We start from the raw sequence: 14,707 nt of genomic DNA on the forward strand, positions 1-14,707 counted from the left end.
TTTTTATGATGCTTTTCTTTGTATACTATCCGTGTGATGTGTACCTCTTGCAATGCTAATAATATAGCCTATGAAGGCAGCAGCAACTGTTGGAATAAGCCAGCCAAGGCCTTGGCTATAAAGGGGCAAATAGTTTTTGAAAAAATCGTCTATGCTTGTTAAGATAATTCCTGCTGCTTTTAACCCGTCAAAAATGCTCAGAATCGAGCTAATGATTACGGCTGTCACATATACTTCTCGACCGAACGAAATGGCTCTTTCAATTAATGATAAAGCAATTAGCGTAATGGCAATAGGGTATACAAAGGTCAAAATAGGTATGGAAATAGAAATTAATTGAGTAAGCCCTACATTTGAAATAACAGCACTAAACAGCATTAAAATGACAACAAATGTTTTATATGACATGCTTGGCACCAGCTGCGTGAAAAATCGTGCGCAAGCAGAAGTTAATCCGATGGCTGTCGTTAGACAAGCAAATGTAATAGCAAGTCCTAAAATAATGGTGCCAAACGAACCGAATAATGTTGTAGCTACAGCTGTTAAAATAGCTCCTCCATTTTCTTTCATACCAATTGCTTCTACGCTTGAAGCGCCGACATACGCGAGAGAAAGATAAACGATAGCTAACCCAGCAGCAGCAATCAACCCGGCTTTGATACATACCGAAGCGAGTGTTCGTTCGTCCGTTACGCCTTTTTCCTTAATACTGTTGATAACAACGATGCCAAATACGAGAGCTGCAATTGTATCCATTGTCAAATATCCATCAATAAAGCCGCCCGTAAATGGAGAGGCTATATATTTGGCGTGAGGTTCTTGAAAAGAACCCATAGGTGTCATTAAACTTTTGATAGCTAAAAGAGCTAATACTGCGAGCAGTAAAGGAGTTAGAATTTTTCCTATACGATCAACAATTTTAGTTGGATTCAATGATAAATAAAGTGTTAGGCCAAAGAAAATAACGGTATAGACCATTAAAGGAATCTTGCTTGCAACCGCATTTTCTGATAAAAATGGGGTCACACCGATTTCAAACGCTACCGTATCCGTTCTGGGTATACCAAAAAAAGGGCCAATTGCTAAGTAAAGCAATATAGTAAAAGAAATCCCGAAAATAGGGTGAACTTTTTTAGCTACTTCGGTAAAGTTTCCATTACTTTTAGAAACAGCGATTATTCCCATAAGCGGAAGTCCTACACCTGTAATGAGAAAACCGATAATGGAACTCCAAGTGTGTGTTCCGGCTTGCTGTCCGAGCAAAGGAGGGAAAATCATATTTCCCGCTCCGAAAAAGAGAGCAAACAGCATAAGACCGATGGCAAGTATTTCTTTGTTAGTGAGTGCTTTGGTTTTCATAATGCCTCCTAGTGTTTCTTATGTTGATGATTAAATTTTCTGACTTTTTAAAAACTAAAAGTACGTGATACATACTACCACATTTATGGAATCATATATAGGTTTTTTTGAAAAAATCTAAATAGTTTATTAATAATAAAAGGAACGCCTAATTTAAAAAAATACCAAGGTGTGGTATGATAATACGTTGTTCCGAAAAAATGAAGAAGGGGGCGCGCATCCTTGATTTATTTAGATAATAGCGCTACAACAAAACCCTATAATGAAGTCATAAAATCTTTTACCAAAGTAGCTACAACTTATTATGGCAATCCATCGTCCCTCCATCAATTTGGCGTACAGGCGGAGAATTTGTTGAGCCGTTCACGTGAGCAAGTAGCAGAATTGCTGCACGTATCGTCAAATGAAATTATCTTTACATCAGGAGGAACGGAAGGGAATAATTTAGCTATTAAAGGCGTAGCGATGCAATATAAAAGCCGAGGTCAGCATATTATTACGACAAATATTGAACATGATTCTGTTCATGAACCATTTAAGCAGTTAGAAGCACTAGGGTTTCATGTGACGTATGTTCCGGTAGATTCAAATGGATTTGTTTCACCTGCGGCTATTGAATCAGCTATTACGGATGAAACCATTTTAGTATCCGTTATGCATGTAAATAATGAAATTGGCACCATTCAGCCAATTGAAGAAATTGGACAGATGCTCACGAACTATTCGAAGGTGCTTTTTCATGTCGATCATGTGCAGGGGATTGGAAAAGTTCCGCTTTCTTTAGCAAATCATAAAATTGATTTATGCACATTATCAGGACACAAAATTCACGGCTTAAAAGGAACGGGGATTTTATATAAACGAAATGGAGTTCAGCTTCATCCGTTGCTTAGCGGAGGCTCTCAGGAAATGCAGCATCGATCAGGCACGGAAAATGTTCCGGGAATCGTAGCATTTGCCAAAGCACTTCGTTTAACACTTGAACATGCAGCTCAGAATCAGCAAAAAATGCAGAAAATAAAAGCAGAACTGATGGACAAACTTTCTGCTCACGAAAGAATCACGATTAATACGCCGAATGAGCATTCAGCTCCCCATATTATAAATTTTACAGCGCAAGGTATTAAAGGTGAGGTTTTTGTTCACGCTCTTGAAGAAAAAGGAGTGTTTGTATCAACTACATCTGCCTGCTCATCAAAACGAAAAAAGCCAAGTAAAACGCTTTTAGCTATCGGTAAAAATTACGAAGAAGCCGATCAGTCCATTCGTTTGAGCTTGTCAGGATTAAATGACTATAATGAAGTAACGCCCATTATAAATGCTATTTTCACAGTAATTGAAGATCTAAAGAAAGTAATGAGGTAAATAACTATGATATATAACCATATTTTAATTCGATACGGAGAAATTTCCACTAAAGGACAAAATAGAAAAAAATTTGTTGCGCAGCTAAGAAAAAATATTGTAACGGCTCTTAGTGCATTCCAAAACATTCACGTAAAATACACAAGAGACCGCATGTATATTCACTTAAATGGTGAAAATCACGAGCCTATCATTGAGCGTCTTCAGCAAATCTTTGGTATTCAAAGTTTTAGTTTAGCATTAAAAGTTGAAAATGAACTTGAAGCCATTCAAGAAGCAGCGCTAGAAGCAATGAAAGAATTTGATATAGAAGGAAAAACGTTCAAAGTATCTACTCGAAGAGCGTACAAACAATTTCCTCTTGATACAAACGAATTAAATTATGCAGTAGGAAGTCATATTCTACGAAATACAGAGCATCTACAAGTAAATGTAAAAGAGCCAAGCGTAAATGTACGAGTAGAAGTGAGAAGTGAAGCAACGTATATTACATGTTTTGATTATCGCGGAGCAGGGGGTCTTCCAGTTGGTACGAGTGGAAAAGCGATGCTCATGCTTTCTGGAGGAATCGACAGCCCGGTTGCAGGATACTTAGCTATGAAGCGCGGTTTAGAAATAGAAGCGGTTCATTTTTATAGTCCGCCTTTTACAAGTGAACGTTCTAAGCAAAAAGTAATTGATTTAACGCAAAAATTAACGGCTTATCACGAAAAAGTAAAGCTGCACATTGTACCGTTTACAGCTGTGCAGCAAGCGATTCAAAAACAAATTCCAGAGAATTATACGATGACTTCTACACGTCGTATGATGCTTCGAATTACGGACCTCATTCGTGAAAAAAATGAATCGTTAGCTATCGTAACTGGAGACAGCTTAGGGCAAGTAGCTAGCCAAACTGTTGAGAGCATGTATGCGATTAATGAAGTGACGAATACGCCAATTTTGCGTCCGCTTGTGACAATGGATAAAACGGAGATTGTTGAAATTGCCCGTAAGATTGATACGCATGAAATTTCGAATCGTCCGTATGAAGACTGCTGTACCATTTTTACGCCAAGCTCACCTAAAACGAAGCCAAAGCGTGAAAAAATCAATCGATACGAACAATTTTATGATTTTGAAACATTAATTCAAGAAGCGGTAAATAATGTAGAAACGCTTGAAATGACTGCTTCTTCGGCTACAAATACGGCAGAGAACGTCGAAGATTTGTTTTAAAAGTAAAATTTCATAAAATTACCAAAAGAGATCATGTATGAAGCCATGTGTTTTGACACAATCTATATTCAACAAGGAGGTGAAAACACATGGCAAACACAAACAAATTAGTAGCTCCTGGTTCAGCAGCTGCTATCGACCAAATGAAATACGAAATCGCTTCTGAATTCGGTGTAAATCTTGGACCAGAAGCAACAGCTCGCGCTAACGGATCTGTTGGTGGAGAAATCACTAAACGCTTAGTTCAAATGGCTGAGCAACAACTTGGTGGTAAATAAGTCATATTAATTAAATAATGATGGCTAAAAAGAGTGGGGGAAACCTCACTCTTTTGTCTTGTTTGTTTTGTCACGTATAATAGAGACAAGATCAAGCTTTATAAAGTAAAGGAGATGTTGGCGATGGGGACTTTATTTTACGGCGGCAAAATATATACGATGCTAAAAGAAGGTGAGCATGTAGAAAGCGTATATGTTGAAAAAGGATTCATTGAAGATATAGGCGCAGAAGAAGAGCTAAGAATCAAATGGGGTGCTGAGATTGACAAAGAAGTACACCTCAAAGGACACCCAATGTATCCGGGCTTTGTCGATAGCCATCTTCACTTAATTGGTCACGGTGAAAAGCTTCTTAGGCTTGATTTGTCTCAAGCTACTTCTCGGGAAGAGGTGTTAAGGCTCGTTCGGAAAAAAGTAGAGAGTACGCCAAAAGGAGAATGGGTAATTGGAGAAGGGTGGGATGAAAATCAGTGGGAAGATTCCTCTTTGATTCAGTATCAAGATCTTGATCACCTTTCAACTGAACATCCTATTATGTTGAAGCGAGTCTGTCGTCACGGATTAGTAGTAAACGGAACAGCTCTTAAAATAGCCGGAATTACAGCTGAAACACGTGATCCGGAAGGAGGTATTATCCAGAGAGATGAAGCTGGAAATCCTACCGGTTTTTTGGCTGATCAAGCGCAAGAATTAGTAACGGCTCATATTCCTCAAGTATCAGAAGCATACATTCGACAAGCGCTTTCAGTGGCCATTAAAGATTGTGTTCGGCACGGATTAACGGGTGGACATACGGAAGATTTAAATTATTATGGAGGCTTTCTGCGTACATATCAAGCATTTCAAGACGTTATTCATAAAGAAAAGCAGCTGTTTCGTGCTCATTTACTTGTTCATCATGAAGCTGTAGATGATATGTATACATACTGTGAAGAAAAGAAAGACACATCCGATTTTATCGAAATAGGACCAATGAAGATTTTTGCTGATGGTTCGCTTGGCAGTCAATCTGCGCTTTTAAGCTTTCCCTACAAAAGCGAGCCTTCTACAAGAGGTGTAGCTATTCAATCACTAGATGAATTAAAGCAGCTAGTGAGGAAAGCGAGAGAATTGGACATGACCGTTGCAATTCATGCGATTGGTGATTTAGCGTTTCAATATGTAGTAGAAAGCATCGAGCAATACCCTCCTCAAACAGGGCGAAGAGATCGTATCATTCATGCGCAGATTTTGCGAAAAGATTTAGTTAATCGTGTAAAAAATCTTCCTGTTGTATTGGATATTCAGCCTCGATTTTTAGCCAGTGATTTTCCATGGGTCATTGAAAAAATTGGAGAAGAGCATTTGGATTATTGCTATGCGTGGAAAACGTTATTGGACGAGGGCGTTATGTGTGCAGGGGGATCGGATGCGCCTATTGAACCTATCAATCCAATGTTAACGATTCATGCAGCGGTTTCAAGAAAAACTTCTCCAAACAGCTCGGTCGTTTACATACCTTCTGAGCGACTGACTGTATTTGAAGCTGTTCAGCTGTTTACGTTAGGAAGCGCGCAGGCCATTCATCAAGAGCATAAAAAAGGATACGTTCAAAAGGGTTATGTAGCTGATTTTACCGTATTGGAAAGAGATCTGTTTGAGATACCTGCAGATGATATTCCAGGGGTACGGGTGCAGATGACTGCTATTGATGGAGAAATTGTATATCAAAAATAAAAAGCGCCCAAGGGCGCTTTTTGTTATAGAAATGTACGCTTAACTCGTTGCCAGAAAGAGTTATCTTTCAGCTTAACCGTTTTAATTTGACGGTCGCTTAAACGAATTTGAACTTGATCAACTTGACGTGCATTTAATGCTTCGTTATCTATTCCAATAATTGGATTGTGGTTGTTGTCATTGGATATTTTTAAAGTGAGCGTATGCTCAGCGCTTAGGATGAATGAAGATCCTAATGTACGATAGTTATTATTATTTAACGATGCCAATTCGCTGACTTGCATACAAGGAATTAACGGATCAACTACGGCTCCACTTACCGATTTATTATAAGCCGTACTGCCTATTGGTGTTGAAATAATCATCCCATCCCCACGGAATGTTTCAAAGTGATTTTCGTTAATAAAAACATCTAGACTGAATGTTTTTATAACACCTGATCGAATGGAACATTCATTTAAGCAATAAAAAGAAGTTCCTTGATCAATTTGAGTTTGTAAAACGGGAAATCGACGTACTTCTATATTTTCTGTTGTAATAGCTTCAATCATTTTATCCGTTTCATCAATATGAAAATCGCAGTAAAAGCTTAGCTGATCTGAAGTTGTGACACCAGCATATAAGCAGTCATCTCGAAAGCCAGATTGACGGACAGCCTGCAAGAAAGCTCCGTCACCGCCAATACTTACAATGATGTTAGCGCTATCGAAATGGTCTACTACATGAAAATCATATTGTTTTGCAAGTTCAATAAGTGGACTTACGAGCGCCTTTGTTTCCTGATTTTTTGGATGAAAGAAATAAACGTTGCGACGATTTGGCATAGATAGTTCCCCCTTGTTTGTCTGATATGTAAAATATTAGCGATAAAGTAAACTTTTTAAAAAAAGTTTGTTACAATAATTATAGCATTATTGCTTTAAAAATTAAAAGAATAATCTTTTAATTCTGACACCTAAAAAGGAGGATTTTCATGAACAAAAAAAGGTGGATTGCTCTTTTGATTGCGGCCTGCTTATTCATTTTCTCTACGATTGTTAATGTTGGTTTTTCAGTCAAAGAAGAAAAAGATGACGGTCTGGCAGGCATATTTGGAGGAGACGACAGTGAACTATCAGAAACAGTTATCGAAAAAGGGAATGCAGCTAAGAAAATCGCAGTACTAGAGGTCAATGGAACGATTCAAGATACAGGAAGCGGTTCCTCTTCGCTTATGTCTCAAAATGGTTATAACCACCAATCATTTTTAAAGCAGCTAGAGGCTGCAAAAAATGATAAGGCAGTTAAAGGAGTCATTATTAAGGTGAATTCACCGGGCGGGGGCGTTGTTGAAAGTGCTGAAATACATAAAAAAATTGAAGAGCTGAAGAAAGGCACGAAAAAGCCAGTTTATATTTCAATGGGATCAATGGCTGCTTCAGGAGGCTATTACATTTCAACAGCTGCTACTAAAATCTATGCAATCCCTGACACTTTAACAGGTTCACTAGGTGTAATTATGCAAAGCGTTAACTATGGCAAGCTGGCGGATAAACTAGGAGTAGAATCTGTTGTTATTAAAAGCGGTGCTCATAAAGATATTATGTCTCCAACAAGAGAAATGACCGGAGAAGAAAAAGAAATTATGCAAACACTTGTAGACAACTCGTATGATGGTTTCGTCAATGTTATCTCTGAAGGACGTCACCTTTCTAAAGAAAAAGTGCGTTCTATTGCAGATGGACGAGTGTACGATGGACGTCAGGCTAAAGAGCTGAAGCTGGTCGATCAACTAGGCTATTTTGAAGATACGGTAAAAGGAATGGAGAAAGATTACAAGTTAAAAGGTGCACAAGTAATTCAATACAATCAAGGATTCGGACTGCCTTCTTGGCTTTCAATGAGCATGCAAAAAGTAATTGGTGGAGATGAACAAGTTACCGCAATGTTAAAAACATTTGCGCAGCCAAGCTCTCCGCGCTTGATGTATTTATATGCAGAATAGAGGTGGGAACATGGAAAATCAATCTCATTCAACCGAATCAAACGACACTATAAAACATGAGCCAGCGGTAAGTGCTCCAATAGGTAGTGAATTCCATTATGCAGGCTTTTGGATGCGCTTTTGGGCATATCTTTTGGATCTAGCTGTAGTAGCTAGCTTGAACTCCCTGCTGATCAAACCCATTTTCCATTTAGCAGATATTCCTCAAGGGGAGGGATTTTTTTCTCCCTATACGATTGTGACGGTGATTATCTTTTATGGTTATTTTGTTTTAATGACCAAGTATTTTGGACAAACGCTTGGAAAGATGGTGTTTGGGCTTAAAGTAGTATCACTGAAAGACTCCACTTTAACTTGGCCTGTTGTGCTGTTTCGTGAAGGAATTGGACGTTATATTTCTAAAACAGTTTTTTTACTTGGCTATTTGTTAGTTGCTTTTTTACCTAAAAAGCAAGGAGCGCATGATTACTACGCAGATACAACCGTTATACATGAAGGTACAATAAGCAGATAATAAAAAGAGGCTGGGGCAAAAGTATTTAGACGAATTGAAAAACGAACCATTGATCAAGACTTTTGATTAGTGGTTCTTCTTTTTGGGTTATGGTAAACGCAGGTTTCATTTGTTTAGATTCTTCTAGAAGTTGATTGGATTCATTTCGTTATGTCTCAACCTCTTTTTATTGTTTCCATAAGGTTTAATATTCTGTGTTTTGGAGATAATGTGAAGCTAAGAAGGAGTGAAGGATGTGCTATGGCTTTTATGGATATTGCTAGCACTTTTAATTGTTATTGTACTTATTGTATGGACAAAAATCACGCTATTTGTAGAGCTTCATCATGTCCGAGATAACGATTATTACAGAGTGAGACTCAGGGCTTGGTTTGGTCTTATTCGCTATACATATGAAATTCCGGTAGTGAAAGTAAAAAAAGATTCTCCTCGTTTGCTTGTTGAAAAGAAGAAAGGAATGGGTGATCAAGGAAAAGAAGACGAGAATTCATGGAGTGATTATTCTGTAGAAGACGGGTTAAGCATGTTAGAAAATGCGAAGCAATTCCTTGAACAGGTAGTCGGTTTTCATAAAATTTTTCGTCGTTTCTTACAGAAAGTGACGGTAAGGGATATTAAATGGCACAGCCGTTTCGGCTTAGGTGATGCTGCGTTAACAGGCGTACTTACCGGGGCTGTATGGTCTGCAAAGGGGGGCATAGTTGGTATAATCAGCCGTTATATGAAACTAAAAGATATGCCTGTAATGAGCGTTACCCCTGTATTTCAACATCTTTGGTCAGAAACGGTATTTGAGTGCATAATTTCTTTTCGAGTTGGTCAAGCTATTCTAGTAGGTTTACGGACCTTGAGATACTGGCGGCATACGTCCAAAAAGCGTCGCAAAAGATGGAAGTCGTCAAATAAGAACAAGACACACTCTGTGAAAACATAAGGAGGTTATCTTAATGGCAGAACATCCAATTAAAAGTTTAATGTCGACAGCTATGGAAAATTTAAAGGAAATGATTGATGTTAATACAATCATTGGTGATCCCGTAGAAACACCTGATGGCAGCGTTATTTTAACTGTCTCAAAAGTAGGTTTTGGCTTTGCAGCGGGTGGAAGCGAGTTTGGAGTAGAAGGGCATGCGCCATCTTCTCCAGGGCAGCATCAGCAAGAATCAGGTCATCCATTTGGCGGAGGTAGCGGTGGCGGTGTATCAATTACGCCAATTGCCTTTTTAATTGTGAGTGGAAGCGGAATTAAAATGCTTCACCTTAATGAAAGTACACATTTATATGAAAAGATTTTAGATACAGCACCTCAAGCAATTGAACGCGTGCAGCAAATGTTCAAGCGAAATAACCATCAGCAGGATCATCATAATCAACAAAATCAGCATCATGACGGTGCAAATGATTTTAATTTGTAGGGATAAAATAAAGCTTTGCTTGCTTCTTTGAACGATAAAAGAAGCAAGCAAAGCCTTTTTTTATTGGGCATGTTTTCTAGCATATAGCGTTATAGTATGTATGTCATTTAATTGCAATATAGAGACAGACAAGCTAATATGAACAGTGTACATACTTATTTAAAGGAGGAATTATTCGTGACTAAATTTAAAGGTAACGATGTAACATTATTAGGAAATCAAGTAAAGGTTGGAGACAAGGCGCCAAACTTTACCGTTTTAGCAAATGATTTATCAGAAGTAACGCTTGACAGTACAAAGGGTTCTGTTCGCCTAATCAGTGTAGTTCCTTCTATTGATACTGGAGTTTGTGATGCGCAAACTCGCCGCTTCAACGAAGAAGCAGCTAAATTAGATAACGTAAAAGTATTAACAGTGAGCGTAGATTTACCGTTTGCTCAAAAGCGCTGGTGTGGTGCTAATGGCATTGATAATGTTCAAACATTATCTGACCACCGCGACTTATCTTTCGGCGAAGCATATGGTGTAGCTATTCAAGAATTACGCTTATTGGCTCGTTCAATCTTTGTAGTAGACTCAAATGACAACGTAACGTATGTTGAGTACTTACCAGAAGTAACTGAGCATCCGAACTACGAAGCAGCAATCGAAGCAGCTAAAGCAGCTAAGTAAGATTGTCGATGGCGTTCGGCAGAAGGCGGAAAACAATGTTTTTCGCCTTCTTTGTGTTTTAAGAAGCTTTTATGATAAAATATGATGTTCCAAATAGGACGTTTACTCATTTATATAGATATCATTTCATTACACAGGAGGCAGAATATGAGTCAATTAGCTAGTATGGAAAAGCTATTTGGTGTAATTGATCAAACAGCTATTATTTTAAGAAAAGAACTAAACTGCGTATATTTAGAAGCAGTAGCTGAAACGGGAGAAAACTTGTTTCAAGGAACTATTTTGCAAGAAGAGCTAGATGAGGTAACCAAAAAACGTTTAAAAAAAGAATACGATTCAATCACGCTTGATCATTTTGAAAAAGAAACGATTCGAAAAGCATATCAGCTAGCTATTTTAAAAGGGATGAAAGAAGCAGTTCAGCCTAACCACCAAATGACCCCTGATGCTGTAGGACTATTTGTCAGCTACTTAGTTGGAAAATTCATGGAAGGAAAAGATAAGTATACGCTTTTAGATCCAGCAGTAGGAGCTGGAAACTTATTAACAACCATTTTAAATACACACGCTGCGTCAATTGAACATGTATACGGTGTAGATGTGGATGATTTATTACTTCAACTGACATATGTAAATGCAAACTTACAGAAGCACGGCGTTCAATTATTTAATCAAGACAGCTTACAGCCGCTTTTTATTGATCCTGTTGATTTAGTTGTCTGTGACCTGCCGGTTGGTTATTATCCAAACGATGAAGGGGCAAAAGAGTATAAAGTAAGAGCTGAAGAAGGTCATACCTATGCTCATCACTTATTCATTGAACAAAGCTTGCGCCATGTAAAAGACGGAGGATACGTAGTAGCTCTTATTCCAAATAACTTGTTCGAATCTGAACAGTCTCATTTATTACAGCCGCTGCTAAAAGAGGAAGCAATCGTTCAAGGAATCGTTCAGCTGCCGCTTTCAATGTTCAAACAAGAGCAGGCTGCTAAGAGTATTATCATTCTTCAAAAGCAAGGAGAAGGGGTAACGGCACCTGAGAACGCGCTGCTTGTGAATTTGCCGAAGTTCAGTAATCGAGAAGCAATGAGTGATATTATGGCTCAAATGGACCAATGGTTTCGCGTTAATAAAAAGTAAGTCTTTTTCGAAAATAATGAATATTTGCCGGTAGCGTTTTCATGATGTATAGCTCTTGAAATCTATTGTCGTGAATGATTAAATGAATAAGGATAGAAATCGTGTCGAAATGCATAGAATATTGTAGAGATTACACTTTTATGTTCTGTTCGTTATGTTTATGATGCACGTATAATAAAGAAGGAGCTGTTTTTTTATGTCAAAAATCATGGCAATCAACGCCGGCAGTTCTTCACTTAAGTTTCAATTATTTGAAATGCCAAGTGAGACGGTATTAACAAAAGGTTTAGTAGAACGAATTGGTTTAGATAACGCTGTTTTCACGATCTCGGTAAATGGTGAAAAACAAACGGATATTACAGAAATCCCTGACCATGCTGTTGCAGTTAAAATTTTAGTTGAAAAGTTACTTTCTCAAAACATCATTCAATCATACGATGAAATCACTGGTGTAGGTCACCGTGTCGTACACGGCGGAGAGAAATTTGCTGACTCTGTTTTAATCACAGATGAAACACTAGCGGAAATTGAAGCTTTATCTGATTTAGCACCGCTTCACAACCCAGCAAACATTGTGGGAATTAAAGCGTTCCAAGATATTCTTCCAAATGTTCCAGCTGTAGCAGTCTTCGATACAGCATTCCATCAAACAATGCCAGAAAAATCATTCTTGTACAGCTTACCGTACGAGTACTATGAAAAGTATGGCGTTCGTAAATACGGTTTCCACGGCACATCTCATAAATATGTTTCTGAGCGTGCAGCTGAGCTTCTTGGACGCCCAATTGAACAATTACGCTTAATCTCTTGTCACTTAGGTAACGGTGCAAGTATCGCTGCAATTGAAGGCGGAAAGTCAATTGATACATCAATGGGCTTCACACCATTAGCTGGTGTAGCAATGGGAACTCGCTCAGGTAACATTGACCCTGCATTAATTCCATTTATTATGGAGAAAACAGGAAAAACTGCTGACGAAGTATTAAATGTATTAAATAAAGAAAGTGGTCTTTTAGGTGTATCTGGTATTTCTAGTGACCTACGTGATCTAATCAAAGCAAGCGCTGAAGGCAATGAACGCGCTGAAACAGCACTTGAAGTATTTGCTAGCCGTATTCATAAATATATCGGTTCTTATGCTGCTCGTATGTCTGGTGTAGATGCAATCATCTTCACAGCAGGTATTGGAGAAAACAGTGATGTTGTACGTGCTCGCGTTCTTCGTGGTTTAGAGTTCATGGGCGTTTATTGGGATCCAGCTTTAAATAGTGTACAAGGAGAAGAAGCATTTATTAGCTACCCTCATTCTCCAGTTAAAGTTATGGTTATTCCTACAGACGAAGAAGTTATGATTGCACGTGACGTTACTCGTTTAGCGAATATTTAAGTTCATAAAGTGCCTATTCAATGCATGAATTCTCATAAATTGTCAGGCAAACTAACGAAAAGCTGATTTCCTTGTTAGGAAATCAGCTTTTTTATATAGCGCAAGGAGCTGAAGGTTGAAAGAAGGTTTACAACGTATAGAAGAAAGAAATAATATAGGAAGCAAAATGTAACGGATGCATTATTTGTTATAATAAAAATAAAACTACTTATTTCTTGAAAGGGTGACATGATGATATTAACGAATCGCGAAGAACAGCTTTTAGAAGAAATCTATAAATGGGAAGAGAGCTTACAGAGCGTAGAAGCAACTGAGATGGAGTTATTGTACGAAGAATGGTTAGAAAAAGGGCTTAACTTAATTCCTACTTCTGTTCGTGAGACCTATTTACATAAAATTGATGAGGGACTCTTTCAGTTAACTGCATTAATTCAAGGTACGGAAATGCAAACTCAAGCGACAAAACGAATTATTGAAACCGCCCGTGTATTCAAAGAAGATATCACAGATCTGTCAGAAATGAATTCCCTTCAAGTAGATCAGCTTTCTTATATATGCGAACAGCAAATGGCCAAGCTGCGGTTGTATGCGCTGAGTCAAGGAGCACTTTCAGGAACCGGCCAATTGCTGCTAGTCGGTATTGATATACCCGCTGTTTTATGCATGAATATTCAAGCGGTGCAACAGGCAGCAATGAGCTACGGCTATCATATCCAGACTCCTTCAGAGCTTATGCTAACGCTAAAAGTTTTTCATGCAGCAACGTTACCTAGACACCTTCAGGCTGAGGGGTGGCATCAATTAAAGAGTGAGCTAAGCCAAGAATTTGACCCGTATTTTTATGAAGGTGTTGATCAAATTGTAGATAAGACGTGGCTACAAAAAATTGTTGTGCAAATTGGAAAAACGCTAGCTATATTTGCTGCGAAGCAAAAAGTTTATAATCGTTTGCCAATTGTGAGTATGATGGTTGGCGGAGGGATGAATTATCGAATGGCTAAACAAGTGACAGATTATGCGAAGCGCTTTTACCAATACCGCTATTTGCTGGATAAGAAAAACGAGTCTCATTAATTTTTCATGAGACTCGTTTTTTTGTCTATCCGTGAACTTTTTCTGATATTTCCTCATTTGTTCGATACCAAAGCCACAAATCATTAATAATAGAAGCAAGTTCTCCTATCTCGCTATTTAATTCACAGGAGCGGATAAAATTAGTCTCATCTTCTAACGCCGCTTGTTTTTGATTAATCCTCTTTTCTACAGATTGAATTTTGTCTGGAATTTGCCCTCGAATGGATTCCCATGTTAGGAGGATATCCTGCTGAACTTTTTCAGAATAGAATGTCCATTCTCTTTCAAGAGCAGGAATTTTTATACCGAGTCTGTTGTCATAAGTAAAAAAGCGCTCCATTTTTTCACCTCTTCCCTTCCATTTTATACAATGACAAAAGCCAGAGCTACTTTAAGTGAAAAATAAATCATTTATACTTGATTTATGCATATAAATATACAATACATTTAAGGCAGGAATATTCATTCACTTCTATTTTCACAGTGTTTTAAAAGATTTTATCCTATTAAATTAAAAAAAATGTGAATTTATATACTTTTTTTTGAATAACTATTGAAAATAGATTAAAAAGTTGTTAAAGTAAT

General features: G+C 37.9%; 15 protein-coding genes. 12 read left to right on the forward strand and 3 right to left on the reverse strand.

Annotated elements, in window-relative coordinates; genetic code table 11:
- Positions 1-3: 3 nt before the first annotated feature.
- On the reverse strand, positions 4-1,359 hold the full coding sequence (brnQ, locus tag ACH0CI_RS00480; RefSeq protein ID WP_033579604.1) for a branched-chain amino acid transport system II carrier protein: 1,356 nt from the start codon (positions 1,357-1,359) through the stop codon (positions 4-6).
- 222 nt (positions 1,360-1,581) lie between these two features.
- Between brnQ and ACH0CI_RS00485 the strand changes: the two genes are divergently transcribed.
- From ACH0CI_RS00485 to ACH0CI_RS00500, 4 genes are all read left to right on the forward strand, one after another.
- Positions 1,582-2,724, forward strand: a complete 1,143-nt coding sequence (locus ACH0CI_RS00485; RefSeq protein WP_028411806.1) for a cysteine desulfurase family protein — start codon at positions 1,582-1,584, stop codon at positions 2,722-2,724.
- A gap of 6 nt (positions 2,725-2,730) precedes the next feature.
- Complete coding sequence (gene thiI, locus ACH0CI_RS00490) at positions 2,731-3,942, forward strand: tRNA uracil 4-sulfurtransferase ThiI (protein WP_028411805.1); 1,212 nt, start codon at positions 2,731-2,733, stop codon at positions 3,940-3,942.
- 89 nt (positions 3,943-4,031) lie between these two features.
- Positions 4,032-4,220: an alpha/beta-type small acid-soluble spore protein gene (locus ACH0CI_RS00495; protein WP_013059477.1), complete on the forward strand. Its 189-nt coding sequence runs from the start codon at positions 4,032-4,034 to the stop codon at positions 4,218-4,220.
- A gap of 123 nt (positions 4,221-4,343) precedes the next feature.
- On the forward strand, positions 4,344-5,936 hold the full coding sequence (locus ACH0CI_RS00500) for an amidohydrolase (protein WP_406900754.1): 1,593 nt from the start codon (positions 4,344-4,346) through the stop codon (positions 5,934-5,936).
- A 23-nt stretch (positions 5,937-5,959) separates the two neighbouring features.
- Here the strand turns inward: ACH0CI_RS00500 and ACH0CI_RS00505 are convergent, their stop codons facing one another.
- On the reverse strand, positions 5,960-6,760 hold the full coding sequence (locus ACH0CI_RS00505; RefSeq protein ID WP_406900756.1) for an NAD kinase: 801 nt from the start codon (positions 6,758-6,760) through the stop codon (positions 5,960-5,962).
- 149 nt (positions 6,761-6,909) lie between these two features.
- Between ACH0CI_RS00505 and sppA the strand changes: the two genes are divergently transcribed.
- From sppA to ACH0CI_RS00545, 8 genes are all read left to right on the forward strand, one after another.
- Complete coding sequence (gene sppA / locus ACH0CI_RS00510) at positions 6,910-7,920, forward strand: signal peptide peptidase SppA (protein WP_406900758.1); 1,011 nt, start codon at positions 6,910-6,912, stop codon at positions 7,918-7,920.
- A gap of 10 nt (positions 7,921-7,930) precedes the next feature.
- Positions 7,931-8,434 (forward strand): RDD family protein, encoded by a 504-nt coding sequence (locus tag ACH0CI_RS00515; RefSeq protein WP_335707035.1) that lies wholly within the window; start codon positions 7,931-7,933, stop codon positions 8,432-8,434.
- A 235-nt stretch (positions 8,435-8,669) separates the two neighbouring features.
- Complete coding sequence (locus ACH0CI_RS00520) at positions 8,670-9,368, forward strand: DUF2953 domain-containing protein (protein ID WP_028411799.1); 699 nt, start codon at positions 8,670-8,672, stop codon at positions 9,366-9,368.
- Between the two features lie 13 nt (positions 9,369-9,381).
- On the forward strand, positions 9,382-9,849 hold the full coding sequence (gene ytfJ / locus ACH0CI_RS00525) for a GerW family sporulation protein (RefSeq protein WP_028411798.1): 468 nt from the start codon (positions 9,382-9,384) through the stop codon (positions 9,847-9,849).
- A gap of 138 nt (positions 9,850-9,987) precedes the next feature.
- Positions 9,988-10,521 carry a thiol peroxidase gene (tpx, locus tag ACH0CI_RS00530; RefSeq protein WP_045291207.1) on the forward strand — a complete coding sequence of 178 codons (534 nt, stop codon included), beginning with the start codon at positions 9,988-9,990 and terminating at the stop codon, positions 10,519-10,521.
- Between the two features lie 147 nt (positions 10,522-10,668).
- On the forward strand, positions 10,669-11,661 hold the full coding sequence (locus ACH0CI_RS00535) for a class I SAM-dependent methyltransferase (RefSeq protein WP_048019688.1): 993 nt from the start codon (positions 10,669-10,671) through the stop codon (positions 11,659-11,661).
- Between the two features lie 196 nt (positions 11,662-11,857).
- Positions 11,858-13,048 carry an acetate kinase gene (locus ACH0CI_RS00540; RefSeq protein WP_013059468.1) on the forward strand — a complete coding sequence of 397 codons (1,191 nt, stop codon included), beginning with the start codon at positions 11,858-11,860 and terminating at the stop codon, positions 13,046-13,048.
- A gap of 231 nt (positions 13,049-13,279) precedes the next feature.
- Positions 13,280-14,122 carry an EcsC family protein gene (locus ACH0CI_RS00545; RefSeq protein ID WP_335707034.1) on the forward strand — a complete coding sequence of 281 codons (843 nt, stop codon included), beginning with the start codon at positions 13,280-13,282 and terminating at the stop codon, positions 14,120-14,122.
- Between the two features lie 25 nt (positions 14,123-14,147).
- On the opposite strand, the gene ACH0CI_RS00550 is transcribed toward ACH0CI_RS00545, so the two are convergent.
- Positions 14,148-14,462, reverse strand: coding sequence for a hypothetical protein (locus ACH0CI_RS00550; RefSeq protein WP_099331323.1), 315 nt, complete (start codon positions 14,460-14,462; stop codon positions 14,148-14,150).
- Positions 14,463-14,707: the final 245 nt, after the last annotated feature.

It is taken from the genome of Priestia sp. 179-F W1.4 NHS (assembly GCF_045369295.1).
GTDB lineage: Bacteria > Bacillota > Bacilli > Bacillales > Bacillaceae_H > Priestia > Priestia zanthoxyli.

What these genes read in the sequence shown, in the direction of transcription:
- brnQ (WP_033579604.1), bottom strand. Translation starts at nt 1,359, where the DNA reads ATGAAAACCAAAGCACTCACTAACAAAGAAATACTTGCCATCGGTCTT.
- thiI (WP_028411805.1), top strand. Translation starts at nt 2,731, where the DNA reads ATGATATATAACCATATTTTAATTCGATACGGAGAAATTTCCACTAAA.
- ACH0CI_RS00495 (WP_013059477.1), top strand. Translation starts at nt 4,032, where the DNA reads ATGGCAAACACAAACAAATTAGTAGCTCCTGGTTCAGCAGCTGCTATC.
- ACH0CI_RS00500 (WP_406900754.1), top strand. Translation starts at nt 4,344, where the DNA reads ATGGGGACTTTATTTTACGGCGGCAAAATATATACGATGCTAAAAGAA.
- ACH0CI_RS00505 (WP_406900756.1), bottom strand. Translation starts at nt 6,760, where the DNA reads ATGCCAAATCGTCGCAACGTTTATTTCTTTCATCCAAAAAATCAGGAA.
- sppA (WP_406900758.1), top strand. Translation starts at nt 6,910, where the DNA reads ATGAACAAAAAAAGGTGGATTGCTCTTTTGATTGCGGCCTGCTTATTC.
- ACH0CI_RS00515 (WP_335707035.1), top strand. Translation starts at nt 7,931, where the DNA reads ATGGAAAATCAATCTCATTCAACCGAATCAAACGACACTATAAAACAT.
- ytfJ (WP_028411798.1), top strand. Translation starts at nt 9,382, where the DNA reads ATGGCAGAACATCCAATTAAAAGTTTAATGTCGACAGCTATGGAAAAT.
- tpx (WP_045291207.1), top strand. Translation starts at nt 9,988, where the DNA reads ATGAACAGTGTACATACTTATTTAAAGGAGGAATTATTCGTGACTAAA.
- ACH0CI_RS00535 (WP_048019688.1), top strand. Translation starts at nt 10,669, where the DNA reads ATGAGTCAATTAGCTAGTATGGAAAAGCTATTTGGTGTAATTGATCAA.
- ACH0CI_RS00540 (WP_013059468.1), top strand. Translation starts at nt 11,858, where the DNA reads ATGTCAAAAATCATGGCAATCAACGCCGGCAGTTCTTCACTTAAGTTT.
- ACH0CI_RS00545 (WP_335707034.1), top strand. Translation starts at nt 13,280, where the DNA reads ATGATATTAACGAATCGCGAAGAACAGCTTTTAGAAGAAATCTATAAA.
- ACH0CI_RS00550 (WP_099331323.1), bottom strand. Translation starts at nt 14,462, where the DNA reads ATGGAGCGCTTTTTTACTTATGACAACAGACTCGGTATAAAAATTCCT.